The organism is Actinomadura xylanilytica (assembly GCF_030283145.1).
Classification (GTDB): Bacteria; Actinomycetota; Actinomycetes; order Streptosporangiales; family Streptosporangiaceae; genus Spirillospora; species Spirillospora xylanilytica.
Window position 1 is genome coordinate 1,152,011 of sequence record NZ_JASNWE010000004.1, and the last position, 23,895, is coordinate 1,175,905.

General features: G+C 71.2%; 25 protein-coding genes. 10 read left to right on the forward strand and 15 right to left on the reverse strand.

Going from position 1 to position 23,895, the window contains the following annotated elements:
* The first annotated feature begins 2 nt into the window (after positions 1-2).
* Both QP090_RS29110 and QP090_RS29115 read left to right on the forward strand, forming a co-directional pair.
* On the forward strand, positions 3-2,216 hold the full coding sequence (locus tag QP090_RS29110) for a DUF4132 domain-containing protein (protein ID WP_285942655.1): 2,214 nt from the start codon (positions 3-5) through the stop codon (positions 2,214-2,216).
* A gap of 6 nt (positions 2,217-2,222) precedes the next feature.
* Positions 2,223-4,445 carry a DUF4132 domain-containing protein gene (locus QP090_RS29115; protein WP_285942656.1) on the forward strand — a complete coding sequence of 741 codons (2,223 nt, stop codon included), beginning with the start codon at positions 2,223-2,225 and terminating at the stop codon, positions 4,443-4,445.
* Here QP090_RS29115 and QP090_RS29120 read toward each other — a convergent pair.
* The gene (locus tag QP090_RS29120; protein ID WP_285942657.1) at positions 4,337-4,867 is read right to left on the reverse strand and encodes an ATP-binding protein; all 531 of its coding nucleotides are present in this window, start codon (positions 4,865-4,867) and stop codon (positions 4,337-4,339) included. The two genes, QP090_RS29115 and QP090_RS29120, sit on opposite strands and share 109 nt — an antisense overlap.
* Before the next feature lie 109 nt (positions 4,868-4,976).
* Here QP090_RS29120 and QP090_RS29125 point away from each other — a divergent pair, with 109 nt between their 5' ends.
* Both QP090_RS29125 and QP090_RS29130 read left to right on the forward strand, forming a co-directional pair.
* Positions 4,977-5,819, forward strand: a complete 843-nt coding sequence (locus QP090_RS29125; protein WP_285942658.1) for a helix-turn-helix domain-containing protein — start codon at positions 4,977-4,979, stop codon at positions 5,817-5,819.
* Between the two features lie 24 nt (positions 5,820-5,843).
* Entirely contained in the window at positions 5,844-6,035 is a 192-nt protein-coding gene (locus QP090_RS29130; RefSeq protein WP_285942659.1) for a DUF397 domain-containing protein, read from the forward strand.
* Between the two features lie 24 nt (positions 6,036-6,059).
* On the opposite strand, the gene QP090_RS29135 is transcribed toward QP090_RS29130, so the two are convergent.
* Both QP090_RS29135 and QP090_RS29140 read right to left on the reverse strand, forming a co-directional pair.
* Positions 6,060-7,100, reverse strand: coding sequence for a TY-Chap domain-containing protein (locus tag QP090_RS29135; protein ID WP_285942660.1), 1,041 nt, complete (start codon positions 7,098-7,100; stop codon positions 6,060-6,062).
* Between the two features lie 57 nt (positions 7,101-7,157).
* Positions 7,158-7,622 (reverse strand): MarR family winged helix-turn-helix transcriptional regulator, encoded by a 465-nt coding sequence (locus QP090_RS29140; RefSeq protein WP_285942661.1) that lies wholly within the window; start codon positions 7,620-7,622, stop codon positions 7,158-7,160.
* A 129-nt stretch (positions 7,623-7,751) separates the two neighbouring features.
* Here QP090_RS29140 and QP090_RS29145 point away from each other — a divergent pair, with 129 nt between their 5' ends.
* Positions 7,752-8,252, forward strand: coding sequence for a hypothetical protein (locus QP090_RS29145; protein ID WP_285942662.1), 501 nt, complete (start codon positions 7,752-7,754; stop codon positions 8,250-8,252).
* Between the two features lie 37 nt (positions 8,253-8,289).
* Here QP090_RS29145 and QP090_RS29150 read toward each other — a convergent pair whose 3' ends face one another.
* From QP090_RS29150 to QP090_RS29165, 4 genes are all read right to left on the reverse strand, one after another.
* Entirely contained in the window at positions 8,290-8,490 is a 201-nt protein-coding gene (locus QP090_RS29150; RefSeq protein WP_285942663.1) for a hypothetical protein, read from the reverse strand.
* Positions 8,491-9,092: 602 nt separating this feature from the next.
* Positions 9,093-10,142: a PP2C family protein-serine/threonine phosphatase gene (locus QP090_RS29155; protein WP_285942664.1), complete on the reverse strand. Its 1,050-nt coding sequence runs from the start codon at positions 10,140-10,142 to the stop codon at positions 9,093-9,095.
* 224 nt (positions 10,143-10,366) lie between these two features.
* Positions 10,367-10,684: a hypothetical protein gene (locus tag QP090_RS29160; protein ID WP_285942665.1), complete on the reverse strand. Its 318-nt coding sequence runs from the start codon at positions 10,682-10,684 to the stop codon at positions 10,367-10,369.
* A 365-nt stretch (positions 10,685-11,049) separates the two neighbouring features.
* Positions 11,050-11,775 (reverse strand): DUF4328 domain-containing protein, encoded by a 726-nt coding sequence (locus QP090_RS29165; protein WP_285942666.1) that lies wholly within the window; start codon positions 11,773-11,775, stop codon positions 11,050-11,052.
* A 187-nt stretch (positions 11,776-11,962) separates the two neighbouring features.
* Here QP090_RS29165 and QP090_RS29170 point away from each other — a divergent pair, with 187 nt between their 5' ends.
* The gene (locus QP090_RS29170; RefSeq protein ID WP_285942667.1) at positions 11,963-12,085 is read left to right on the forward strand and encodes a hypothetical protein; all 123 of its coding nucleotides are present in this window, start codon (positions 11,963-11,965) and stop codon (positions 12,083-12,085) included.
* A gap of 315 nt (positions 12,086-12,400) precedes the next feature.
* Here QP090_RS29170 and QP090_RS29175 read toward each other — a convergent pair whose 3' ends face one another.
* The 5 genes from QP090_RS29175 to QP090_RS29195 all read right to left on the reverse strand — a co-directional run bounded on the left by QP090_RS29175 (position 12,401) and on the right by QP090_RS29195 (position 16,978).
* A complete protein-coding gene (locus QP090_RS29175) occupies positions 12,401-13,117 on the reverse strand; it encodes an ABC transporter permease (RefSeq protein WP_285942668.1) in 717 nt (238 codons plus the stop codon).
* A 7-nt stretch (positions 13,118-13,124) separates the two neighbouring features.
* Positions 13,125-14,036, reverse strand: a complete 912-nt coding sequence (locus tag QP090_RS29180; protein ID WP_285942669.1) for an ABC transporter ATP-binding protein — start codon at positions 14,034-14,036, stop codon at positions 13,125-13,127.
* A gap of 94 nt (positions 14,037-14,130) precedes the next feature.
* Complete coding sequence (locus QP090_RS29185) at positions 14,131-15,009, reverse strand: ABC transporter permease subunit (RefSeq protein ID WP_285942670.1); 879 nt, start codon at positions 15,007-15,009, stop codon at positions 14,131-14,133.
* Positions 15,006-15,992, reverse strand: a complete 987-nt coding sequence (locus QP090_RS29190; RefSeq protein WP_285942671.1) for an ABC transporter ATP-binding protein — start codon at positions 15,990-15,992, stop codon at positions 15,006-15,008. The genes QP090_RS29185 and QP090_RS29190 overlap by 4 nt, the downstream gene beginning before the upstream one ends.
* A 41-nt stretch (positions 15,993-16,033) precedes the next feature.
* On the reverse strand, positions 16,034-16,978 hold the full coding sequence (locus QP090_RS29195; protein ID WP_285942672.1) for a DUF389 domain-containing protein: 945 nt from the start codon (positions 16,976-16,978) through the stop codon (positions 16,034-16,036).
* A gap of 122 nt (positions 16,979-17,100) precedes the next feature.
* Here QP090_RS29195 and QP090_RS29200 point away from each other — a divergent pair, with 122 nt between their 5' ends.
* Both QP090_RS29200 and QP090_RS29205 read left to right on the forward strand, forming a co-directional pair.
* A complete protein-coding gene (locus QP090_RS29200) occupies positions 17,101-17,796 on the forward strand; it encodes an HNH endonuclease family protein (protein ID WP_285942673.1) in 696 nt (231 codons plus the stop codon).
* A gap of 27 nt (positions 17,797-17,823) precedes the next feature.
* Entirely contained in the window at positions 17,824-18,162 is a 339-nt protein-coding gene (locus QP090_RS29205) for a hypothetical protein (protein ID WP_285942674.1), read from the forward strand.
* Positions 18,163-18,239: 77 nt separating this feature from the next.
* Here the strand turns inward: QP090_RS29205 and glmM are convergent, their stop codons facing one another.
* The 3 genes from glmM to rplM form a co-directional block, all read right to left on the reverse strand.
* Positions 18,240-19,583 (reverse strand): phosphoglucosamine mutase, encoded by a 1,344-nt coding sequence (gene glmM / locus QP090_RS29210; RefSeq protein ID WP_285942675.1) that lies wholly within the window; start codon positions 19,581-19,583, stop codon positions 18,240-18,242.
* 271 nt (positions 19,584-19,854) lie between these two features.
* Positions 19,855-20,373, reverse strand: coding sequence for a 30S ribosomal protein S9 (gene rpsI, locus QP090_RS29215; RefSeq protein ID WP_285942676.1), 519 nt, complete (start codon positions 20,371-20,373; stop codon positions 19,855-19,857).
* 123 nt (positions 20,374-20,496) lie between these two features.
* Entirely contained in the window at positions 20,497-20,949 is a 453-nt protein-coding gene (rplM, locus tag QP090_RS29220) for a 50S ribosomal protein L13 (RefSeq protein WP_285942677.1), read from the reverse strand.
* Between the two features lie 1,056 nt (positions 20,950-22,005).
* Here rplM and QP090_RS29225 point away from each other — a divergent pair.
* Positions 22,006-22,365: a CAP domain-containing protein gene (locus tag QP090_RS29225; RefSeq protein ID WP_285942678.1), complete on the forward strand. Its 360-nt coding sequence runs from the start codon at positions 22,006-22,008 to the stop codon at positions 22,363-22,365.
* 119 nt (positions 22,366-22,484) lie between these two features.
* A complete protein-coding gene (locus tag QP090_RS29230; RefSeq protein WP_285942679.1) occupies positions 22,485-23,873 on the forward strand; it encodes a hypothetical protein in 1,389 nt (462 codons plus the stop codon).
* The last annotated feature ends 22 nt before the right edge of the window (positions 23,874-23,895 follow it).

A 23,895-nucleotide genomic window follows, 5' to 3' on the forward strand; every position in this document is an offset into this window, starting at 1 on the left:
AAATGCCAGACACCCCCGCCGCGCACCTCGTCCCGGACGCTCCCGCGAGCGCCCTGCCCCCGCTGCTGGTCGAGCCGCCCTGGGTGCGGCGTCCCCCGCGCGACGAGCCGCTGACCATCAAGGGCCTCAAGGCGCCGCAGGAGCCGACCGTGGTGGTCTGGGCCCCAGGCGAGCGCGAGGAATGGCTGGACGAGCCGTACCAGAGCCTGGACCGCCTCCCGGACGACACCGCCTGGTCGGACCTCGCCGCGTCCTTCGCCCCGGTGTCCGGGTCCGACTTCGAGAACGACCCCCGGCTCCAGGCCGAGCACCTCGGCCTCCTGATGCAGGCCCCCGAGGAGTACGGCCAGGCCATCCTGGCCCGGTTCGACTTCCACTACCACAGCGGCTCCAAGGCGTGGCTCCACCCGCTGGTGGCACGGCACGAGCTGGCCGCGCTGGCGCTGGCCAAGTCCCTCGCCGAACGCGACGGCGCGGCGGCGGGCGGGCTCGTCCCGTTCCGCGACGCGGCCGTGATCCAGATCATGGTCGGGATCGGCGCCGACGGGTCCCACCTCCCGATGCTGCGCGCGTGGCTCGACCGGCACGGTCTGGCCGCCGTCCCGGCGCTGGTGCCCATCGCGTTCGGCCGGAGCGCCCCCAAGCGGAAGGGCGCCGAGGTCGCGCTCCGCCACCTCGTCGAGCGGCACGGGCACGCCGCCGTGACCGAGGCCGCGCGGTGCCATGGCGACGAGGCGGCCGACGCGGTCGCCGAGCTGCGGATCGATCCGCTCGACGTGTACCCGTGGCCGCCGTCGTGGTCCGAGGCCGCGCTCGACCCGGCGGAGCTGCCGCAGATCCTGCTGCGCGGACGGGACCGCGCGCTGCCCGCGTCCGCGACCCGGCACTTCATCACGATGCTCACCTTCACCCGCGGCGGCGCCTTCTACCCCGGGGTCGCGACGGTCACCGAGCTGTGCGACCCCGATTCCCTGACCGAGTTCGTCTGGGCGCTGTTCAAGGCGCACCGGGGCTACCCCTTGTGGGCCGCCGACTGGATGGCGCACGCCCTGAAGCACCTGGGCGACGAGCAGACCGTCCGCCGCCTCACCTCGGTGATCAACCGCTGGTCGAAGGCGGACGTGTGGAGGAACAAGGGCTGGAACGCGCTGGAGGTGCACACGTCCGTCGGGACGGACGTCGCCCTGCGCTTCCTGCACCAGATCTCGCAGAAGGCGGCCGACCGGAAGCGGATCCGGCCGCAGGCGGAGGCGCTGCTCAACAAGATCGCGAAGGAGCGCGGGCTGACGTCCGAGCAGCTCGCCGACCGGCTCGTCCCCGATTTCGGGCTGGACGCCGAGGGCGGAATGACCCTCGACTACGGGCCTCGGTCCTTCCGCGTCGGGTTCGACGAACAGCTCAAGCCCTACGTCATCGACGACACCGGCAAACTCCGCAAGTCACTGCCCAAGCCAGGCGCCAAAGACGACCCCGAGCTGGCACCGGCCGCCTACCAGCGGTTCACCACCCTGAAAAAGGACGTCCGGACGATCGCCGCCGACCAGATCGCCCGCCTCGAAGCCGCCATGGTCACCGGCCGCCGCTGGACCCCCGGCGACTTCCGCGCCTTCCTGGTCGATCATCCGCTGATGTGGCACATCGCCCGCCGCCTCGTCTGGACCGCCGACGACCGCCCCTTCCGCATCGCCGAGGACCGCACCTTCGCGGGCGTCGACGACCAGGGGTTCGACCCGTCCCCCACGGCCCGGATCGGCCTCCCGCACCCGTATCACCTGGGCGATACGGTCAAGGCATGGTCGGATGTCCTCGCCGACTACGAGATCCTCCAGCCCTTCCCCCAGCTCGGACGCGAGGTCCACCCCCTCACCGAGGAGGAGCGCGGCGGACACCGGCTCGGACGGTTCGAGGGCGTCACCGTGCCCATCGGCCGGGTCCTCAAGCTGACCCGGCTCGGCTGGGAACGGGGCGCCCCCGAGGACAACGGCGTCGCGACGCTGATCTCGCGGCCCGTCGGCACCTGCTGGGCCGTGGTCCAGCTCGACCCGGGCATCCCGGTGGGTGCCGTCGACGCCTTCCCCGAGCAGAGGATCAAGGACGTCGGCGTCTACGCCGCCCCGTACTGGCGCCGGTCCAAGAACTCGCCGGTGCTCGGCACGCTGGATCCGGTGACCGCCTCCGAGCTCATCGCCGAACTGACCGAACTCACCAGGGACTAGCAGCACATGCCAGAAACCACCGCCCTCATCGAGGAAGCCCCCGAAAGCGCCCTCCCCCCGCTGCTGGTCGAGCCGCCGTGGACCCGGCGGCCGACGGGCCAGGAGCCGGTCGTCCTCAAGGGCCTGAAGCCACCCAAGGAACCGACCGTTCTGGCCTGGGCGCCGGGCGAGCAGGCGGAATGGCTGGAGATGCCCTACCAGCATCACCATTTCGAACGCCTCCCCGACGGCACCGACTGGGCGGCGGCGGCCGAGACCTTCGCGAGCGGTGAGGCGCTGTCCGACCTCGACGACCAAGACCGCCGCAATCTGTACATCGGCCTGCTGATGCAGGGCCCGGACGAGCTCGGCCGCCGGCTGCTGGCCGATGAGCGCTACTCCGACGTCCTTCTCGACGAGTGGAAGGGGATCAGCGCCGTCCACGGCATCGTGGCCCGGCACGGCCTGGCGGCCTATCCGCTCGCGATGCTCGAGTCCAAGAGCCGGCGCGGCTACGTGAAGCAGCTCGCCCCGTTCGTGGACGCGGACGTGGCACAGGCGATGATCAAGGGGCTGTACAACGGCTGGTACAACAAGACCGATGCCGCGGCCTGGTTCGAGCGGCACGGCCCGGCCGCCGCCCCGCTGGTCGTGCCGGACGTCCTCCGCAAGCCCGGCCCGAAGCGAAAGGCCGCCGAGCGGGCCCTCCTCTCGATCGCCCGGAAATACGGCCGCGAGACCATCGTCGAAGCCGCGCGGTACCACGGCGACGAGGCGACCAAGGCGATCGAGGCGTTCCGCACCGACCCGCTCGACCTCTACCCCGACCCACTGCCGGAGCTCGCCGCGAAGGCCGTCCCCGAACGGCTCCCGCAGGTCCTCCTGCGCGGACGGGAGCGGGCCCTGCCCGCGTCCGCGACCCGCAACCTGATCACGATGCTGTCCATCTCCGTGACCGTGCCGTACCCGGGTCTCGTCTCGGCCATCGAGCCGTGCGACCCGCGCTCGCTCGCCGAGTTCGCATGGGCGCTGTACGAAGCCGACGACGAGCCCAAGATGTGGGCCTCCCCCTGGGTCCAGCACGCGCTGGCGTACCTGGGCGACGACGAGACGGCCGCCCGCCTCGCCGCGCAGGTCGTCCGCTGGTCGAAGGCGACGGTCTGGCACAGCGGAGGGGCGAACACCATGTACGTGTTCGCCTCGATCGGAACGGATACCACGCTGCGCCACCTGCACACGCTCGCGCGGAAGGCAGCCGACAAGGACCGGATCCGGCCGTATGCGCAGGCGGCCCTCGACCAGGCCGCGCGCAAGCGCGGGCTGACGTCCGAGCAGCTCGCCGACCGGCTCGTCCCCGATTTCGGGCTGGACGCCGAAGGCGGAATGACCCTCGACTACGGCCGCCGCACCTTCCGCGTCGGGTTCGACGAGCAGCTCAAGCCCTACATCATCGACGACACCGGCAAACTTCGCAAGGCACTCCCCAAGCCGGGCGCCAAGGACGACCCCGAGCTCGCCCCGGCCGCCTACCAGCGCTTCACCGTCCTCAAGAAGGAGGTGCGCGCCATCGCCTCCGACCAGACCAAACGCCTGGAGAGGGCGATGGTCACCGGACGCCGCTGGACGCCGCAGGAGTTCCAGGACCTCCTCGTCGGCCACCCCCTCCTGTGGCACATCGTCCGGCGCCTCGTCTGGACGGCGGACGACCAGGGCGAGACCACCACGTTCCGGGTGGCCGAGGACCGTACCTTCGCCGACCTGGACGACCAGCGGTTCACCCCGTCCCCCACGGCCCGAATCGGCCTCCCGCACCCGCTGCACCTGGGCGAGACGGTCAAGGCGTGGTCGGACGTGCTCGCCGACTACGAGATCCTCCAGCCCTTCCCCCAGCTCGGACGCGGTGTCCACGTCCTCACCGACGACGAGCGCACCGGCTCGCGCCTGAGCCGCTTCGAGGGCTCCACCGTGCCGAACGGGCCCATCTACGGCCTGGAGCGCCAGGGCTGGGAGTTCGGCGCGAAGGAGAACCGCGGCTACCGCCGGACGATCTCGCTGACGCTCACCGGGAAGCAGCACCTGGTGATCGGCATGGAGCCCGGCATCGGCATCTTCGCCGAGGAGGATCCCGAGCAGAAGCTCGACTACGTCGGTCTCGACGGCCCCGAGAAGGGCACCTTCGGCAACCTCGACCCCGTGGCCGCCTCCGAGGCCCTCGCCACCCTGATCAGGCTCACCGGCTCAGAGTCCTGAACCCCCGCCGCGCCGTGCACCCACGCACGGCGCGGCGGCTCCCCCAGGACGAACCACACTTCCGTCCCGCGGACGGACCGGCGCATGAACCCCCACCGCACGGCGAGTTCGTCCAGCAGGGCGATCCCGCGTCCGGACGCCTCCCCGAGCCCGGCGCGGCGGAGGCAGGGCGCCTCCGCCGCGCCCTGGTCGGCGACGGCCACCCGCGCCCAGCCCTCCGTCCACCGGACGGTCAGCAGGAACGACCCGCCCGCCTCGCCGCTGAGCGAATGGTTGATCGCGTTGGTGCCGACCTCCGACGCCAGCAGCATCGCGTCCGCGCGGCAGGGGTGACCGTCTCCCAGCGCATCGGCGACGAATCGCCGCGCCACCGGTATCTGAACGGGCAGGCCCGCGAGCCTGACCTCCAAGGAAAGCCACATCCTGTTCACCCGAATCCCCTCCGTCACCGCAGCCGTAGTCGTACGGTGACACTGTGCTCAACTAAGCACTCTGATCACAAGTGGTTCGAGAACAATTTGTGGAGGTGGCATGCCCTACACGCCGACCGTGCGCGGCCGACGCGTCGCCCGCGAGCTGAAGCGGCTCCGCCTGAAGGCCGGCCTGACCGGTGAGCAGGCCATCGCCGAGATCGGCTGGGACACCGCCAAGCTCAGCCGGATGGAGAACGCGAAGATGCGCATCACCTCCGGCGAGGTGATGGAACTGCTGGAGGTGTACGGCATCACCGGCGAGCAGCGGACCGAACTGGTGCGGCTCGCCCGCGAAGCCCGCCAGAAGGGCTGGTGGCACTCCTACGACGTCCTCAAGTCCGGCTTCAACGACTACCTCGCCTTCGAAGCCGAGGCCCTCACCTATCGCACCTACCAGACCACGCTGATTCCAGGAATCCTCCAGACCCCGGACTACGCACGGGCGGTACTGAGCGGCTCACAACCGAGAACTCCGGAGGAGATAGAGCGCGGCGTGGAAGTCCGTCAGGCGCGGCAGAAGCGGATCACGGCGTCCGACCAGCCGTTGCACGTATGGGCGATCATCGACGAGGCCGCGCTCCATCGGCTGGTGGACTGCCCCACGGTGCTGAAATCACAGCTCGAAGGGCTCCTTGACCTGGGCGGGCTGGCCAATGTGTCCATCCAGGTCCTGCCCTATCGCGCCGGGATCCACGCGGCGATCGACGGTCCGTTCATCCTGCTGACCTTTGACGGGTACCCCGAAGTCCTCTACATGGAGCACCTCATGGGCTGCATGTACATGGAGAAACCGACTGAGACACGGCGGGGTAACCTGATCCTCGACCATCTGCTTGCTTCCGCACTGAACACCGGTGACTCGGCACGACTGATCCACCACGTAGCCGGGGCCTTGTCTTGACCACAAGAAAGGATGTGTCAGGGAATGACCACCCCCCTTTCCCTCCCCAGGTGGCGCAAGAGCAGCCACAGCGGCAACGGCGGCGAGTGCGTCGAGACCGCCGTCCTTGACGGCACCGTCGGCGTCCGCGACTCCAAGAACCCCGCGGGTCCCGTCCTCACGCTCACCGGCAACGACTGGACGACTCTGCTCGCCACGCTGAAGTCCGTCGGCTAGAGCTGGACGCCCCTGCACTGACGGTCAGATGCCGAGTTCGGGCAGGCGGACGCCCAGGTTGTCGCCGTTCCTGCCGACCCAGTAGCCCAGTGCCGGCAGCGTCGCCTCAACGGCGCGCAGCGCTCCGACCACGAGCCGCGCGGCGTCGCCGGCGGCCACCTCGGAGGTCAGCGGCCAGTCGCGGGAGAAATTCGGGCTCCCTTCCGGTTCGGTGCTCCAATCGCCGGTGGTCAGGACGGTGATCCACGCCTCGCTCGGCGCCGTCCAGCCCAGCTCGGTCAACGTCAGGACCATGTCCGGCACCGGGTCGGCCGGGCATTCGACTCTCAGCACGCCGTCAGCCAGTTTGACGAAGCAGGTGGGGATCTCCGACGGCATCCGCGACCCGTCGTCGCGCTCCTCGATCACCAGGGTCAGCGGGTCTTCGCCGAGCACCGGTACGTCCCGCACGAGGGCGCGAAGGGTGCGGGCCAGACGGTCTTCGACGTCCCGCCAGTCTTCGGCGACGGCGTCCCCCGGGACGAGCATTCCGTCGGTCTCGTCCGTGTGGACGGTCCGGCACCAGGAGTAGGGGTGTTCGCCCTGGTGCCGGGCCGTCCGCACCTCGTGGTGCTCGTACCGATCGGTCGCCAGGAGTTCGAGATGGACACTGGCCGTCGCCTCGTCCGAGCACGCGCGCGCGAGCCGCAGACGGGGCGTCGCACCGGGTCGGCGCCATCGCAGCCATGGTCCGGGCCCGCCCCGCAACGGCGGTGGGCCGAGCACGTCCTCAGCCTGCCGCCTGGCGGTGTCGAACACCTCTACCGCCTCGGCGTGGTCCAGACCGGACGCGAGCGTGACCGCGAGTGCGGGCGAGTGGTCCAGATCCGTGGAGGCGTACCCGTGGCCCGTCGGCAGCCCTGTGGAGAAGCCCAGGGATACGCCGCGGTCCTCGACGAGGGACCAGCCGCGCTCGGCGAGAACGCGCTCGATATCGGGACGCTGCCAGCCTCCCAGGTCGAGCGTCGAGAACGAACGGATCAGATCGTCCATCTGATCATCGAGCAGGCGAGCGGAAACGATCATGCGGTCATCCTGGCAAAGCCGGGCCATGCCCGTCCCCCGAAGGGAAGATCACCGCGGTCATCGCCCTTTCTGTGGCGTGTCCGGGGCCAGGGACAGCGTGGCCTCGCGCATCACGGCCACGGTTCCGGTGAGCCAGCGCCCCACCGTCTCCAGCTCGGCCGCGTCGAAGCCCTGGAGAAGGTGTTCCATGCCGATCAGCATCGGGGCCATGGCCTCGGCCGTGACCTGCCGGTGCACGGCGGTCACGGTCAGCGTGAAGCGTCGGCCGTCGGACGGGTCGCGCGCGCGGTCGACATAGCCGAGGCTCACCAGCCGGTCGACGATCTTCGTGATGGCGGCGTCGCTCAGGCCCGTCTCGGCCACCAGCTGGGCGGGGTGGACCCCGCGGGCGCGCCCGATGATGCCCAGCACCTTGTGCTCGGTCGCGTTGACGTGCAGCCGCGAGGCCAGCGCCTCGTGATAGAGCACGACCCACAGGCTCAGCTGGTGCCCCAGGAGGGCTCCGTCCGGCTCGGAATTCATGCTCGCGAGCCTACAAGTCTTTCACTTCGGTGAAGAAAACTATTTCACCAAAGTGAAAGACCATGCTTGGATGAGCCCATGACAACCGTGCAGCCGCAACACCGCTCCGGTCCTGTCCCCCTGCGCGTGTTGAGCCGCGTGTACGCGGCGGTCCTGGTCACCCATCTGCCCATCCTGGCCGCCCTGCTGCTCCCTCAGGGACGCAGCCGCGTCAGTTCGGAACCGGTGGCAGGGCTCGTGGCCCTCCTGCTGATCTCTCTCGTCGTCGCGGCCACGGTGCTCTGCCCCGTCGCCTGCGCCCGCGTCGCCCCAGACGGCGACCGCTGGCACCAGGGAAACGCGCTCTCCCAGGTCAGGGCGTATAGACGGACCGACCGTCGCGGCTACCTGTGGCGCCTGGCAGAGCTCGTGATCCTCTACACCCTCGCCCAGTGCCTGGGCGGGCTGGTGGCCTGGATGCTGCCCTACATCTGGGACAACCCGTCGTACGGCACCGACCCCGCCGCGGACCGGTGGGTCTTCCACTACGGCCGCTTCGCCGTCCAGGCGGTGACCCTCTACGTCTCCGTCTGCGTCGCGTTCACCTGGTTCGCCTGCCGGCTACGCCAGGTCGCGCCACCCGCGCACTAGGCGATAAACCTCAAGCCCGGCCCAGCATCCTCGCGACTCAGGGGGCTTCCGGACTCCAGGCCGCGACCAGGTCCAGGAGACCGGGGAAGCGGGCGTTGAGGTCGGCGAGCCGGACGTGGCTGCGACGCTCCAGGCCGTACTGGCGCTGCCTGATGACCCCGGCTTCGCGGCCACCCTTGTAGCAGCGCCGGTCCAGCTGGAAGGACCTACGCTGCCTCGGAGGAACGACACCGTTCAATCCGGGGAAGGTAGGCACGACACGCCACCGATACCGGGGAGCCAAGATCCCAACTCCCTGGCCAGTCACGGGACAGAATCGGCCGGGGCCCGGTTCCCCGTACTGGCGGCGGCCGCCTACGCCGAACTGGCAGATCACTACACGAACTTCGGCGAACCCGAGGAGGAGGCCGTGGCCTGGGCGCTCGCAGCCTATTGGACGGCCTTCGACGACTTCGGAGGGGCCGAACCGGCCGCGCGGGCGCTCGTCACCTTGGCCCGCATCCTGGACGAGACCGGCGACGCCGAGGTGGCCGAGGCGGCTCGGGATGTAGCGACTGAGAAGGGCGGCCCCGAGATCGCCGCAGGCGACTCCTACGCGGCCTTCGTCTACACGGCGCCTGCGGTACCGGACAGAACGCGACCATCGGGCCCGGCGCCTGCTCCTCACGATCGCCGAAGAGGGCGACCGGGGCGCGACCGAGGCGATGGCGCTTCTCTGGCGGTCGCGCGAACAGCGCCGATGATAAGGAAGTGGCCCGCGAAATCGAAGCCGAGCTCGCCAAGCTCATCGAGGGTGGCGGCCCCTGCGCCCGCTTGTCTCGTTGGGGCTGGTCGGGGCTCCTACGTTCCACGCTCGTCCGTCGCACGGACGACGACGGCCGCGATGTCGTCGTCGAGTCGGCCGTGGCTGTAGTGGACTAGGTCCCTGTGCAGCTGCTCGAGCAGCTGGGAAGGGGAGTCCGTGTCCCACTGGCCCGCGCGCTGCGTCAGCGGGAAGAACGCGCCAGTGTGGTCGCGGGTCTCGGTAACGCCGTCGGTGTACAGCAGCAGTTGGTCGCCGACGGCGAAAGGGAGGAGGTCGATGCGATACTCCCCGCCGAGCAGGGCACCCATGTTGATGGGCGGCGAGGGAGCCGTGGGATCGACCTCGCGGACCGCTCCCGCGCGGAGCAGCAGTGGCGAGGGGTGGCCGCAGTTGACGATTTCGGCCGCCGATCCGTCGTCGGGGAACTCGGCGAGCAGGGCCGTGGCGAAGTACTCCAGGTCGTCGCCGGGAAACAGTGTGGTGTAGCGGTTCATGCTCACGTCCAGTCGGCGTGCCAGCCGCGCCAGGTCCGGCTCGTCGTACGCGGCCTCCCGGAAGCATCCGACGATCGCCGATGCCACGCCGACCGCGGGGAGTCCTTTGCCGCGAACGTCCCCGATGATCAGGCGGATGCCGTGGGGTGTCTCCAGCGCTTCGTAGAAGTCACCGCCGACACGGGCCTGGGCCGCGGCAGCGAGGTAGAGCGTGTCGATGTCCAACCGGCCGAGGCGGTGGGGAATAGGGCGCAGCAGGACCTTCTGGGTCGTCTCGGAAACGGAGCGGACCTGGGCGAGGGTCTCCTCCCGCTGCTGGCGCACATGGCTGGCGTAGGCGGACGCGGCGGTCACACCCACGATCACCACGTTGGTGAACAGGTAGGTGTGAGAGGCCTCGCTCAGCTGGCCGACGGTTACGGCGATCAGGACGTTGATGGCCACAGCCAGCAGGCCGATGGCCACCGTTTCGGCCACCGGCCACATCGAGGCGGCCAAAATGGGGGCGACCACGAGAAAGCGGCTGAAGTAGAGGTGGCTCGGAGTCAGAAAGGCCACCACCGTGACGGCGGCGGTCAGCGCCAGGGGCACCAGGAGCACCTGATCCTCCCAGAGACTGTCCGCGCGACGCCACAATCGACTGGAATGGTTCACCCAAGCAGCATGGAACGGGGTCCTGGGCCCCGACCACCCTGACACCCCGACAACTCGCCGGTGCCTACGAGACGGCGGGGGATCTGAGCCGAGCCATCCCGCTTTACGAACAGACCCTGGCCGCATGCGAGCGGATCCCGGCCAGGCCCCGACGACCCCGTTCACCAGGGCGGTGCGCGGCAGCCGGGAGGCGGTCCGGCAGTAGGCCGTCCGGAACGTCTACGAGCCTCACAGCTCAGTTCGGGCTCACCCTCCACCAAGGCCGTCAGCATGATGCGCTGACGACGGCCGATCAGCGCCGGACCGACCGGCAACGCCGCCCCCTCGGCACGCACCGGTGGCGCCGGCGTCGCCGAAGCCGAACCGGTGCGTGTGACCTGCAAAAACTCCACAATGGACGTCCCCAGATCCAGCCGGATCGGAGCACCGTTGTCGAAAGCGGCCCGGGGGATGTCGCGACGCCCCTCGCCGGCAAGCACCACCTCGACCGTATAGGGGCGCTCCAGCCTGACCCGCGATGCCGCAGTTCCAGCTCATCGCGCACGCCATCGGGTGCGGTGAGCAGCGGCGCCACGGTACGCAGCCCGTATTCCAGCCGCTGCCGAGCGAACCGGGTCAAGTAGGTGACCGCCACCGTGACGATCCCGACCAGCAAGGCCACCACCACGCCCGCCGGAAAGGGCGAGCGAGAGCGGTACCCCTGCGAGGCCAGGGCAGAATGCCCTGCCCGCCGGTGTCCTGTCCGTCTCCGCCGCGTACCTCAGCGACGCCGTCGGCCTCACCGCCGGCGCCACGGCCTTCGGCGCCGCGCTGATGGGCCTGGCGATCACGGGCGGCGCCGTGGTCACCGCCATCCGGGGCCGGAGGGCGGGACCGGCGTAGCCGCGGGCTGGGCGATGGCCTGGGCCAAGCGGCGGGCGTGGGCCTCCTGGAAGCCGGTGATCCGCCAGACGAACACGATGGCGAGCGCCGCCGCGGCGACTCCGATCAGGGCGAGCGCGGTCAGGGACACGCAATGGTCGTACAGCTCCTGAAGGCTCATATCGTCATCGTCGGAGAGCACCCGGCCACCGACGACGTAGATCAGCCACAGCGGCCACCACAGGTTGACCGGCCAGGCCCGCCGGCCCGCGGGGGCGCTGGCCCTCCAGACGTCCGCGACGATCATCCGGGGCACCCAGAAGTTCAGGATCGGCACCATCCAGCCGATGATCATCCAGGGCCGGCCCCACTGCTGCGGGGTCCCGCCGATGCCCACGGCGTTCGCCCGCGCCCGCCACAGCCAGACGATCAGCGCGACGGCGGTCGCCACCGTCGCCGCGGCCTCGGCCAGCCCGAGGACGTCCAGCAGGTAGAACAGGCTCTCCACGCGCTCGTGGACGAGCGGGTCGGCCGGATCGACGAGGTGGGTCCCCCAGGCCGCCAGCCCGGCGTGGACGATCAGGAGCAGCACGCAGGCGCCCAGCGTGATGGTGGCGGCCAGGGCGCGTCCGACTCCCCGCTTGACCGCGAGCTCCTGGACGTACGGCGCGGGGGGATAGGGCGCGGGCGGATAGGGGTGCTCGGTCATCTGTGCTCCTGCGCGGGTCGGTCACGGCATGGCGGGCATGCGCCTTCACGCGGGGAGCTGACGGCGGTACGAGGATTGTGGTGGAGATCCCGCCCGCCCGGAAGATGATCAACGGTCACGATTATCGTGACCGTCCGGCCGGGGCCACCGTGACAACCGACCGCCTGACCTGCGCGTCCACCGTCCTTTGACTTCACTCCGCGCCGTCACCCGGGAGTCGGCGCAGCAGCAGAGAGAGGTGACGGCCAGGCTCGGCGAGCTGTCCGAGCGGGTCGCGGCCGTCGAGCACATCCTGTGCAGCGTCGGATGACCGGCACGACCCCGTAGACCGAGAATCCGGGGGGCGAGCGGCAACTCGCCCCCCGGAACGAAAACAACACAACCACACCTGACGGCGTGTCTCACGCGTACATGTCTCCGCAGGAAAGGAGAGCAGCCAGCGGGACGCGCCGAGGTCATCGCGGCGGACGGCGGGCTCGAACGGCCGCCCCTGGAATACGTCCTGATCGACTCCCGGGGCGCCCCGCTGGACGCGCCGAAGGCCCGTGCCGCCGCCGGAACGTCACCCGCCGGATGCGGGCCCTGCCCGAGGTGCGGCGCGCCCGCGCCCCGCTAGCGGACGGCGCTACTCGGCGCTCGCCACCGCCAGCGAACGCAGCCGCACCACTGCCAGCAGCGTGCCCACGGCGGTGACCGCGACGAGCAACGGGACCGCGACGGCCAGGTCCACCGTGGACTTGACCGTCGTGGCCCCGGTCAGCACGTCGGTCACCGACAGGGCCCACTGCTGGATCGAGGCCGACTTCGCGCCGGGCGCGAAATTGCCGAGCAGCGTCTCCCACACCAGCGCGTACAGCAGCCCGATCGTCACGGCGTTGCGGCTGACCACGGCCAGCGCGACGAACACCGCGCTGTAGGCGATGCCCCCGACCAGGACCCCCACGGTGAACGCCGGCGCCACCTGCTCGGTCATCCCGGACATCAGCAGCCCGGCCAGCAGCGTCGGGACGGCCGCGAACGCCGTCACCAGCACGATCGCCACCGCCAGCTTGGTCAGCACGATCACCTGCCGCGGGATCGGCTTGGTCAGCACGTACATGATCTGGCCGTCGTCGATCTCCGGGCCGATCACCCCGGTGCCTGCGATCAGCGCCAGCAGCGGCAGCAGCGTGGCGAGCCCGAACCGCTGGAGCACCCCGGTGGAGACCTCCAGATCGGCGAGCCCGGTGACCTTCAGCCCCACCGCCAGCAGGATCAGCACCAGCGGCAGCGCGAACAGCAGCAGCGCACGGCGCCGACCGAGCATCGCACGGAACGTGATCATCGCGATCGTGGCGTTCATCTGGCCCTCACTTCCCCACCAGGTAGGAGAAGACGCTTTCCAGCGACTCGTCGGACGGCGAGACCTCCCACAGCCGGACCCCGGAGTCCCGGGCGACCTGCGGGAGCAGCCAGGTGAACCGCTGGAAGTCGACCGCCTCGACCTGCAACCCCTTGTCGGTGAGCTGGACGCTGCGCGCCGACCCGTCCGCGATGATCGCCGCGGCCAGCCGCCGGTCGTCGCCCGACCGGACCAGGAACAGGTGCGGCCGGTCGGTCATCAGCCGCCGGATCCGGCGGAAGTCGCCGGACGCCGCGTGCCGGCCCGCCACGATCACCTCGATGTGGCTGGCCAGGCGCTCCACCTCCTCCAGGATGTGCGAGCTGAACAGGATCGTGCGGCCCTCGTCGGCCATCCGCCGGATCAGGTCCATGAGCTGGAGCCGCTGCCGCGGGTCCATCCCGTTGAACGGCTCGTCCAGCAGCAGCACCGGCGGATCGTGCACCAGCGCCGACGCCATCTTGATCCGCTGCTTCATGCCCTTGGAGTAGTTGCCGATGATCCGGTCCGCGGCGTAGTCCATCTCCACCAGCGCGATCGCCCGCGCCGCCGCCGTCCCCGGATCCTTCAGCTTGTGCAGCTTGGCCATCGCCAGGATGAACTGCCGCCCGGTCAGGAAGTCGTAGGCGCTCTCCCGCTCCGGCACCAGCCCGAGGCTCCGGTAGATGTTCGGGTTCTGCCAGATCGCCGCCCCGTCCAGCGAGACCGACCCCGACGACGGCGCCAGGAACCCGCCCATCATGTGGATGAGCGTCGACTTCCCCGCCCCGTTCGGCCCCAGCAGCCCGGTCACGCCCGGCCCGATCGTCATCGACACGCCATTGACCGCGACCACGTTCCCGTACCACCGGGAAACGTTCTCCAGTTTCAACTCGCTCACTGTGCCCCCCGCTCACCTACGGGGCGCCCAATGGCGCCGCCTTCCCTCGTCGCAAGCTCCTCAGTCCAGACGACACCGCGCCCCTCCAGTTCACTCATGAGAGGCCCGCCTTACGGAACCGGCGGTACAGGACCGCGATCGAGCCGGCGACCAGCAGCGCGCACACCGCGAGCGCCACCACGCCGCCCTGGAGGCCGGGCGCGATGCTGACCGAGGTCGACTTCGCGCCGAGCAGCCGCACCTGCACGATGTCGACCAGGTTGAACGGCGCGAACAGCCCGGCCCAGCCGGCGAGGGCGAAGTTGGTCTGGGACTCGGCCAGCCCCTGGATGATCCCGACGAACGTGCTGCTCAGCATGTACACCGCGATGACCGCGGCCACGCCGAAGCCGCGCCGCGGCGTGAACGCCGCCACCACCAGCCCGATCGCCGCCAGCACCAGGGCGAACAGCACGCAGCCCACCAGCGCGCCGAGGAACCGGAGTAGCTGGTCGGCCGGGTCCGGCGCCTTGGAGACGAGGCCGCCCACGTACAGCAGCGTGATCGGCGTCGCCATCAGGGCCAGCAGCGCGACCGCCATCGCCGCGAACTTGGCCAGGACGAAGTCCAGATGCCCGACTGGCCGCGAGAAGTACAGCGGGACGACGTGGAAGCGCAGCTCGCGCGAGGCCAGCACGGGCGCCTGCGTGGCCACGAAGATCGCGATGACGACCTGGAGGATCGAGGTGTAGGAGGAGTAGCGGATCAGCGCGCTCTCCTCCTTGGAGAACGCGAAGATCGCCACCGAGCCCGCGGCGGGCAGCAGCATGAGCGCGCCCAGCAGGAACGGCATCACCTTCGCGCGGGCCGGACGGCCGATGCCGTACGCGGCGCGCAGGTTGTGCACGAACAGCGACCGCACCGTGTACGCGCGGCCCAGCCGCTTGCCGTCGTAGTGCCGGTAGCCGATGTCGTGGATCGTGCTCATGCTCATCGGCCCGTTCCCCTCTCAACGGACGGCCCCGCCTGCCCCGGGGGCGCGGGCGGACCCGGCGGGACGGACGGCGGCGGGTCGGCGGCCGGGTCGACCGCGAAGACCTCTTCGATGTGGTGGCGGCGCTGCTCCATCCGGATCAGCCGCAGCCCCAGCTCGGCGACCCCGTCGCGGACGCGGTCGTAGGTGTCCTCACCGGCGATGTCGATGATCAGGAACCGGCCCTCGGGCCGGACCACGACGCCCTCGTCGTACAGGCGCCGCCCGAGCTCGTCGCGGCCCTCGTCGACCTCCACCGTGAGCGACCCGCTCACCTCGGTGTAGGCCGCGACCGCCTGCGAGCGCAGCAGCCGCCCGGCGTCGACGATCACGACGTGGTCGCAGACCCGCTCCAGCTCGCCGAGCAGGTGCGAGCTGACCAGCACGCTGATGCCGAACTCGGTGCCGATCCGGCGGATGAGATCGAGCATCTCGTCGCGTCCGGCCGGGTCGAGACCGTTGGTCGGCTCGTCCAGGAACACCAGCTTCGGGTCGTGCACCAGCGCCTGCGCCAGCTTGACCCGCTGCCGCATGCCCGTCGAGTAGCCCCCGATCGGCCGGTACCGCTCCTCGTACAGGCCCACGTGCCGCAGCGTGTCGGCGGCGCGTTCGCGGGCCGCGGTCGGCGGCAGTCCGCACATCCGGGCCATGTGCACGACGAACTCGGTCGCCGAGACGTCGGGCGGCAGGCACTCGTACTCGGGCATGAACCCGACCTGCTCGCGGATCCGCAGCCCGTCGCGGGCGATGTCCAGCCCGAGCACGCTGGCGGTGCCCGCGCTCGGCGGCAGCAGCCCGAGAAGTATCTTGATGAGCGTCGACTTGCCGGCGCCGTTGGCGCCGACCAGGCCCACGACCCCGTGCTCCACGGAGACGGTGAGGTCGTCCAGGGCGGTCACCCGGGGAAACCTCATCGTCAGCCCCTGGGTGGCGATGATCGGCATGTCCTCGAACCTAGCGCCTCGCCGCCGGGACCACGTCCGCCTTATGGCTGATGCCCGTCCCTCCCGCGGAGTACCGCCGACCACACCGCGCGTTGCACGAGGAGGGTCACCGTCCCGGCGATCAGCATCCCCCCGAAGTTGGCGCCGAGCTGGAGCAGCGAGCCGTCGATCTCGCTGCCGTGCTGGAGCGCGAGCGCCACCGCCAGGTTCCCGGCCGCCGGGACGGTGGTGACCGAGATGAACACCCCGACCAGCGCCGACGACTTGCCCGCCGTGAGCGACAGCACCCCGGCGGCGCCGGCCAGCAGCGCGACGATGAACGACCAGCGGTCCGGGCTGTAGATGAAGGCGGTCATCGGCCGCGAGGCCGGCAGCCGGGCGATCTCGATCACCCCGATCCACCGGCTCGCCAGCGCGCACACGTAGGTGACCACGATCGCGGCGGCGAACCCGATCAGCAGGGTGCGCAGCGCGGCGCCGATCCGCCGCGGGTCGAGCCGGACGAGGCCGTAGCAGATCGCCGCGACCGCGCCGAACTCCGGCCCCAGCACCATCGCGCCGACCACCAGGACGGGCGAGTCGATCAGCGCCGCGATGCCGGCGAGCTGGGTGGCCAGGACGAGGAAGGCGATGAACGACCAGGTCAGCGTGGCGCCCTCCGCGGTCTGCTGGTCGAGCTCCTCCCACACCACGGCGTCGTCGCCGTACCCAGGCGAGCGCGCCTCGGCCCGCTCGGCGACGTCCGACAGCGACAGGTCGATCTTCTCCATCGCGATCGAGCCGTCCCGCTCGATGCCGAGGTCCTGGAGCCGCTCGATGACCTCGTTGACGGCCTCCCTGGCGATGTCGGCGGTCACCAGGTCGCCCCGGGGCGCCCTGGCCGCGCCCTCGACGACGACCACGTTCGTCGCGCCGGGGCACTCCGCCAGGACGGCGCAGGCCGCGTCCGTACGGTCTCCCGGGACGATCGCTCTCAGATGCAGCACACCCCTCATGCTGCCGCATGACCCCCCGTACGCGGAGGTGTCCCGGGCCCCCTAGCCTGTGATCGTTTATTTGCCGCTAATCGGGCATATGGCAGCGAAGAACTCCGGGTGGTGGTGAGGGCATGACGCGACGACGCCCGTTCGGATCGCGGCGCGTGGCCATGGGGGCGACGGCCGCCGCCGTCCTCTCCGTGACCCTGGCGGGCGCGGGTTGTGACGCCGAGGTGGACCCCTCCGGCGCGTCCCCCGGACCGGGCGGCTCCCGGCCCGCCGGACGGGACGCCGAACGGGCCCGCGGCGACCTCTCCGGGCTGAGGGTCGCGGCCGAGTCGCCCGGCGCCGGCTACTCCCGCAAGAAGTTCGGCGTGCGCTGGAAGGACACCGACCACAACGGCTGCGACCAGCGCAACGACGTCCTCGCCCGCGATCTGCGGCAGGTGCGCAGGCAGGGCGACTGCGTCGTGCTCGGCGGACGCCTGAAGGACCCCTACAGCGGCAAGGACATCACCTTCGCCAAGTCCGACGCCGCCGAGGTGCAGATCGACCACGTCTACCCGCTGGCGCTGGCCTGGCGGATGGGCGCCTCCCGCTGGAAGGCCGGGCGGCGTGAGCAGTTCGCCAACGACCACGCCAACCTGCTCGCCGTGTGGGGCAAGCCGAACCGGCAGAAGAGCGACTCCGGGCCCGGCGAGTGGAAGCCGCAGCAGGGCTTCCAGTGCGCGTACGCGATCAAGTACGTGGCGGTCGCGACCGAGTACGGGCTGCCGGTGACCCGGGACGACCAGGGCGCCCTGAAGGGCTTCCTCGCCCGCTGCTGACCCCCGCCCGCGTCATAGGGTGAGGCCATGAGCCACAGCGAGCCGAACAGCCAGGACGCCCCGGACGGCGCGTCCGCGACCGACGACGAGAAGCCGGAGCTCCCAAGGGTCCGCACCGAACGCGCCATGGGGGCGCGGGCCACCGGCGCGGACGTGACCGGGGCCTCGGCCACCGGCCTGACCCTCCGCGGCGGCAACGCCTTCGGCTCCCTGGCCATCGGCGCGATGTCCCTCGGCGCCCTCGCCATCGGCGCGGTCGCGATCGGCCGGCTGGTCGTCAAGAAGGCCGTGGTCGGGCACCTCGAGGCCGGCACCGTGGAGATCAAGCACCTCAAGGTCGGCCGCCTCGACATCACCGACGCCTGACCCCCGCGCCGCGGGTGCGCACGCCGCCTGGCGCGGCGTGCGTCCCGCGGCGCGGACGTGCCCCGGCCGCCGGCGTGTCAGCCGAGGGTGGTGCGGACCACCTCGGCCAGCTGTTCGGCGACGGTGCGGGCCTGGTCCTGCGAGGCCGCCTCGACCATCACCCGGACCATCGGCTCGGTGCCGCTCGGGCGGATCAGCACCCGGCCGGTGTCGCCCAGCCCGGCCTCCGCTGCCGCCACGGCCGCGGCGAGCTCCGGCGAGGTCTCGGCGCGGGCCTTGTCGACGCCCCTGACGTTGATCAGCATCTGCGGCAGCCGGGTCATGACCTTGGCCAGCTCGTCCAGCGAGCTCCGCTGCCGGGCCATCGCGGCCAGCAGGTGCAGGCCGGTCAGCACCCCGTCGCCGGTGGTGGCGTGGTCCAGCATGATCACGTGGCCGGACTGCTCGCCGCCGAAGCCGAAGCCGCCCGCCTTCATCGCCTCCAGCACGTACCGGTCGCCGACCGCGGTCTCCACCACCGTCAGCCCGGCCTCGCGCATCGCGATCTTGAAGCCGAGGTTGGACATCACCGTGGCCACCACGGTGTCGGCGGCCAGCCGGCCCGACTCGCGCAGTTCGAGCGCGAGCACGGCCATGATCTGGTCGCCGTCCACCACCTCGCCGGACGCGGTGACGGCCAGGCAGCGGTCAGCGTCCCCGTCGTTGGCGATGCCGGCGTCGGCGCCGTGCTCCCGGACCGCCTCCCGCAGCGCGTCCAGGTGGGTCGAGCCGCAGCCCGCGTTGATGTTCAGCCCGTCCGGCGCGGCGCCGATCGTGATCACCTCGGCGCCGGCCCGGCGCAGCGCCTCGGGGGCGACGTCGGAGGACGCGCCGTTCGCGCAGTCCACCACCACGCGCAGCCCGTCCAGCGACACCGGCAGCGTCGACAGCAGGTGCGCCACGTACTGCTCCACGGCGCCGTGCGCCTCGCGCACCCGGCCGACCCCGGCGCCGGTGGGCGGCTCCCACTCCTGGCCGAGGCTGGCCTCGATCCGGTCCTCGATCCCGTCCGCGAGCTTGTAGCCGCTGCGGTCGAAGAACTTGATCCCGTTGTCGGGCGCAGGGTTGTGCGAGGCCGACAGCATCACGCCGAGATCGGCGTCCAGCGTGTGGGTGAGGTAGGCCACCGCGGGCGTCGGCAGCACCCCGAGGCGCAGCACGTCCACGCCGGCGCTGGCCAGCCCCGCCACCACCGCGGCCTCCAGGAACTCGCCGGAGGCCCGCGGGTCGCGGCCCACCACCGCCAGCGGCCGGTGGCCCCGGAAGGCCCCCTCCTCGGCCAGCACCCGCGCCGCCGCGACCGAAAGGTCCATGGCGAGCGGAGCGGTGAGATCACGGTTGGCGAGCCCGCGAACGCCATCGGTCCCGAACAGACGACCCACAGTTCAACTCCCAGAAAGACAGAAGACCGCGCGGGCGGGACGGGGGCCGCACCCCCGTCCGCTCCGCGCGGTCAAATCTAGTGCGCACACGCGCCCGGTCCCCGAACGCGGGCATCCTCGCGCGCCCCGACGCCCCCCGCCCGCCCGCGCCGCCGTCATGCGCGGCGCGAACGGCCCCCTGGAAACGCGGACGAGCCGCCGCCCCCGCTGCGCCGGCCCGGTGCGGGTCGGACGCGATGAAGCTGCGGGGAGCGACGGCTCGTACCGTGGATCAGCGCTTGCTGTACTGCGGCGCCTTACGGGCCTTCTTGAGACCGGCCTTCTTGCGCTCCGGCACCCGGGCGTCGCGGGTGAGGAAGCCGGCCTTCTTCAGCGCCGGGCGGTGCTCGATGTTGGCGAACTGGAGCGCGCGGGAGATGCCCAGGCGCAGCGCTCCGGCCTGGCCGGTGGTGCCGCCGCCGTTGACCCGCGCCAGCACGTCGAACTGACCCTCGAGGCTCAGCAGCACGAACGGCTCGTTCACGATCTGCTGGTGCACCTTGTTGGGGAAGTACTGGTCGAGCGTGCGGCCGTTGACGGTCCACTGGCCGGTGCCCGGGACGATCCGCACCCGCGCGATGGCCTGCTTGCGGCGGCCGGTGCCGGCGGAGGGGCCGGTCGCGATCGGCTGGCCGAGCAGGCCCGCCTCGGCGGCCTCGGGGCTCTCGGTGGAGTACTCGGACGGCGCGTCCTCGTACGAGTCGAACTCGACGCCCTCGGCGGGCGTCTCGGTGCCGGTGGACTCGTCCACGGTTCTCCTTGGTCTTCTGGCCAGGGCGGCTGGCCCGGTGGTGCCCGGGTGCCCCGGCGGCCTCTGCCGCGGCCGTGCGGGTTCGCGCGGCCGTCGCCCATCGCGCCCGAGGGCGCGGACGGGTTACTTCTTGATCTGGCTGATCTGGGTGATCTCGAACGGCACCGGCTGCTGGGACTGGTGCGGGTGCTCGGGACCGGCGTAGACCTTCACCTTGCCGAACATCTTCCGGCCGAGGGAGGTCTTGGGCAGCATGCCCTTGATCGCCTTCTCGACGGCGCGCTCGGGGTTCTTGGCCAGCAGGTCGCCGTAGGCCACCGAACGGAGTCCGCCCGGGTAGCCCGAGTGCCGGTAGGCCCGCTTCTGCTCCAGCTTCTGCCCGGTCAGCGCCACCTTGTCGGCGTTCACGATGACGACGAAGTCACCGGTGTCCAGGTGCGGGGCGTAGATCGGCTTGTGCTTACCCCGCAGCAGCTGAGCGACCTGACTGGCGAGCCGACCAAGCACGACATCGGTCGCGTCGATGACATGCCACTGACGCTGTACGTCAGCGGGCTTAGGGGTGTACGTGCGCACGGGCGTTGGCCTTCGTTTCTTGTCGACTTCTCGGTGGGCATCCTGTTCGCGCCGATCAGAGACTGGATCCGACCTGACGCTCCGGGAGGCCGGGGCCCCGAACGTGATCACACATCGCGTGAAGATCGAGGGCACACCGACACGTGGTCGCAGCCTCCGCCGGCCCTTTCGGGCAGGGGTCACCGCATACAACAAACCCGTAGGATACCCAGCCGCGCAGGCACGGGTCAAAACGGATCGTCGTGACAGTCTCCCAGCCACTCTCCAGTATGCCCCATGCGGCCGGCCGCCGGGACCGCGAACCCGCCGTCCCCCCTCCGCACCGCCCCGGCCTCCAGATTGGATCACCTGACCGCGGGATGGGACTTGGGTGCGCCTATGGGGATATGGTGCGGCCGACCGGTCCCCGCCGGCGTAGCGCCGGCCCCCACCCGGGAGCCCCCACTGACTACTCCCCGCAGACCCGGCCCCCCGGCCGACCGTCTCGTCCACGGCACCGCCCCCCGCCAGTCCCACGCTTCTAGCGACGATCGCGCCTCCACCTCCGCCCCCGCCGCTACGCCCGGCCGACGGGGCACGTCCGCCGGCCGTCGCGGACGGCGCGGGGCTCCCCCGCAGCGGCGGACGGGCCCACGCTCGGCGACCGTCGTGGCGGTCGCCATCGCCGGTTCCGCGCTGGCCTTGAGCACCGGCGTCGTGCTCGACCGGCTCGTCCTGCCCGATTCGCACTCGGGGTCGACCGCCGCGTCGGACTCTGCGGCCCACCCCGCCACGGCGACAACGTCCGGCGTGGGCGGCACGGGCAGCGGCGGAAACGGCGGCGCTACAGGAGCGGGCACTGGCACCGGCACGGGCTCTGGAGCGGGAAACGGTGCGCAGCGCGGCCCTTCCAGTAGCCCGTCGCCCTCAACTCCCGAGACCACCCCGCCTCTCAAGACGGTTCACGCCCCAGGCGGCGACGCCTCCGAGAAGCCCTCTCCCTCTCCGACTCCCTCCAAGAGCACCCCGCCGGCCGCTGGACTTCCGGTTCCCGGGTCGGCGGCGCCCGAGACGGCTGTGGCGCTGCTCACCAACAAGGAACGCGCCAAGGCCGGATGCAGCCCGCTGCGCATCGACCAGCGCCTGGTGACCGCCGCGCGGCGGCACTCGGCCGACATGGCGGCGAAGGACTACTTCGACCACACCTCCCGCAACGGCGACAGCCCGTGGAAGCGGATGGGGGACGCCGGCTACTCCAGCCCCGGCGCGGAGAACATCGCCAAGGGCTACGGGACGGCCGCCGCCGTCGTCGAGGGCTGGATGAAGAGCCCCGGGCACCGCGCGAACATCCTCAACTGCAAGCTGCGCGCCATCGGCGTCGGCATGGCCAAGGGGTCCGGCGGCCCTTGGTGGACGCAGGACTTCGGCTGGAAATAGGCCCTGCTCCCACGGTGCGGACGACCTTCGACAAACGCCCGGCGCCCGGTTCGCCCCCATGTCATGGTTGGTGTTCCGAAGGTCCAGAGCCCTGAACCAGGAACGGTAAGGTCCAAGCCATGGGTTATCCGGGCGATCAAGGCAAACCCGACGGCTGGCCTCCCGAGCAGCCGTCGCAAGCGCCGTACGGCCCCGGAGCGGAAAGGCCCGAAGCGGCACCGTACGGCAGTGACAATGACGAGACGGCCTTCGCCCCGCGCGGACAGGCCCCAGGTACGGCAGGACGGCCCGGCGCACACCGTCCGGGCTCGCAGGGGCCGGGCGGCGACGCCTTCGGGTCCGGCGACGCCTTCGGCTCAGACGCCCTCGGCGGAGAGGTCTTCGGCGGCGCCGGTTCCGGCGCGAGCGGCGTGCCCCCGTCCTGGAACGACGACCCCGCGGGCGCGACCCTGCAAGCGCCGGGCGGGTTCCCCCCGACCCCGTTCTCGAGCCCCGCGGGCCCTCCGGGTCCGCCCGGCGGGTCCGGTTCGTCCGGTGGCGCCGAGCCGGGCCGGGACGACGGCCTCTTCGGCGCGCCGTCAGGCGGCCACTTCGGCCCCCCGAACGACTTCGGCCCCCCGAACGACTTCGACCACCCGAACGGGCCGGCCGGCGGCCCCGGCGACCCCGGCGGCTACTTCCCGCAGGGCGGCTTCGGCGGCCCGGACGGCCCCGACGGGTTCGACGGGCCGGGCACGCCGCCCCTGCCGTCCGGCGGGCCGACGCCCCCGGAGCGGCGCCGCAACCTTCCCCTGATCATCGGCGGTGCCGTCGTGGCCGGGCTGGTGCTCATCGGCGGCGGCATCGGCCTGTCCTCCATGCTGAAGGACGACTCCAAGCCGAAGGCGTCGCCCTCCCCGGCCGCGGCCAAGCCGTCCCCCACGGCCCCGCCGAGCCCCACCGTCCCCCCGCTGGAGCCGGTGAAGCTCAAGAGCCGCACCACCGACCCCAAGCCGCTGACGCTCCGCGAGGTCTTCGGCAAGACCTCGTTCAAGTCCGGCGGGCAGAAGTACGTACGGACCGCGTGGAACGCCAAGCGCGGCTGCACGGGCACGGTCGGCGGCGTCAGGCTGACCAGCACCCTGAAGAAGGCCGGCTGCACGCAGACGCTCCGCGCCACCTACGCGCGCAGCGACGGCGCGCTCATCGGCACGGTCGGGGTGTTCAACCTCAAGACCGAGAACGCCGCCAAGGTGGCGGTGAAATCGGCCGGTGACCAGGACGCCTTCCTCCAGGCGCTGCCCGGCGTGGGCAGCACCAAGAAGATCGGCAAGGGCGAGGCCCTCGGCACCGCCGAGGCGCGCGGCCACTACCTGGTGATGACCTGGGTGCAGCGCCCGGACGGCAAGAAGATCCCCACCAGCTACCACAAGAACGTGTCCGCCTTCGGCGCGCAGGTCGTCAAGAACAGCAACCTCAGCTTCGCGCTGGCGTTCAGGGAAACCGAAGGCAAACCCTTCCGAAATTGAACTGTGTGAATACTCTGTCTGC

What these genes read in the sequence shown, in the direction of transcription:
- QP090_RS29110 (WP_285942655.1), top strand. Translation starts at nt 3, where the DNA reads ATGCCAGACACCCCCGCCGCGCACCTCGTCCCGGACGCTCCCGCGAGC.
- QP090_RS29115 (WP_285942656.1), top strand. Translation starts at nt 2,223, where the DNA reads ATGCCAGAAACCACCGCCCTCATCGAGGAAGCCCCCGAAAGCGCCCTC.
- QP090_RS29120 (WP_285942657.1), bottom strand. Translation starts at nt 4,867, where the DNA reads ATGTGGCTTTCCTTGGAGGTCAGGCTCGCGGGCCTGCCCGTTCAGATA.
- QP090_RS29125 (WP_285942658.1), top strand. Translation starts at nt 4,977, where the DNA reads ATGCCCTACACGCCGACCGTGCGCGGCCGACGCGTCGCCCGCGAGCTG.
- QP090_RS29130 (WP_285942659.1), top strand. Translation starts at nt 5,844, where the DNA reads ATGACCACCCCCCTTTCCCTCCCCAGGTGGCGCAAGAGCAGCCACAGC.
- QP090_RS29135 (WP_285942660.1), bottom strand. Translation starts at nt 7,100, where the DNA reads ATGATCGTTTCCGCTCGCCTGCTCGATGATCAGATGGACGATCTGATC.
- QP090_RS29140 (WP_285942661.1), bottom strand. Translation starts at nt 7,622, where the DNA reads ATGAATTCCGAGCCGGACGGAGCCCTCCTGGGGCACCAGCTGAGCCTG.
- QP090_RS29165 (WP_285942666.1), bottom strand. Translation starts at nt 11,775, where the DNA reads ATGACCGAGCACCCCTATCCGCCCGCGCCCTATCCCCCCGCGCCGTAC.
- QP090_RS29175 (WP_285942668.1), bottom strand. Translation starts at nt 13,117, where the DNA reads ATGAACGCCACGATCGCGATGATCACGTTCCGTGCGATGCTCGGTCGG.
- QP090_RS29185 (WP_285942670.1), bottom strand. Translation starts at nt 15,009, where the DNA reads ATGAGCATGAGCACGATCCACGACATCGGCTACCGGCACTACGACGGC.
- QP090_RS29190 (WP_285942671.1), bottom strand. Translation starts at nt 15,992, where the DNA reads ATGCCGATCATCGCCACCCAGGGGCTGACGATGAGGTTTCCCCGGGTG.
- QP090_RS29200 (WP_285942673.1), top strand. Translation starts at nt 17,101, where the DNA reads ATGACGCGACGACGCCCGTTCGGATCGCGGCGCGTGGCCATGGGGGCG.
- QP090_RS29205 (WP_285942674.1), top strand. Translation starts at nt 17,824, where the DNA reads ATGAGCCACAGCGAGCCGAACAGCCAGGACGCCCCGGACGGCGCGTCC.
- QP090_RS29230 (WP_285942679.1), top strand. Translation starts at nt 22,485, where the DNA reads ATGGGTTATCCGGGCGATCAAGGCAAACCCGACGGCTGGCCTCCCGAG.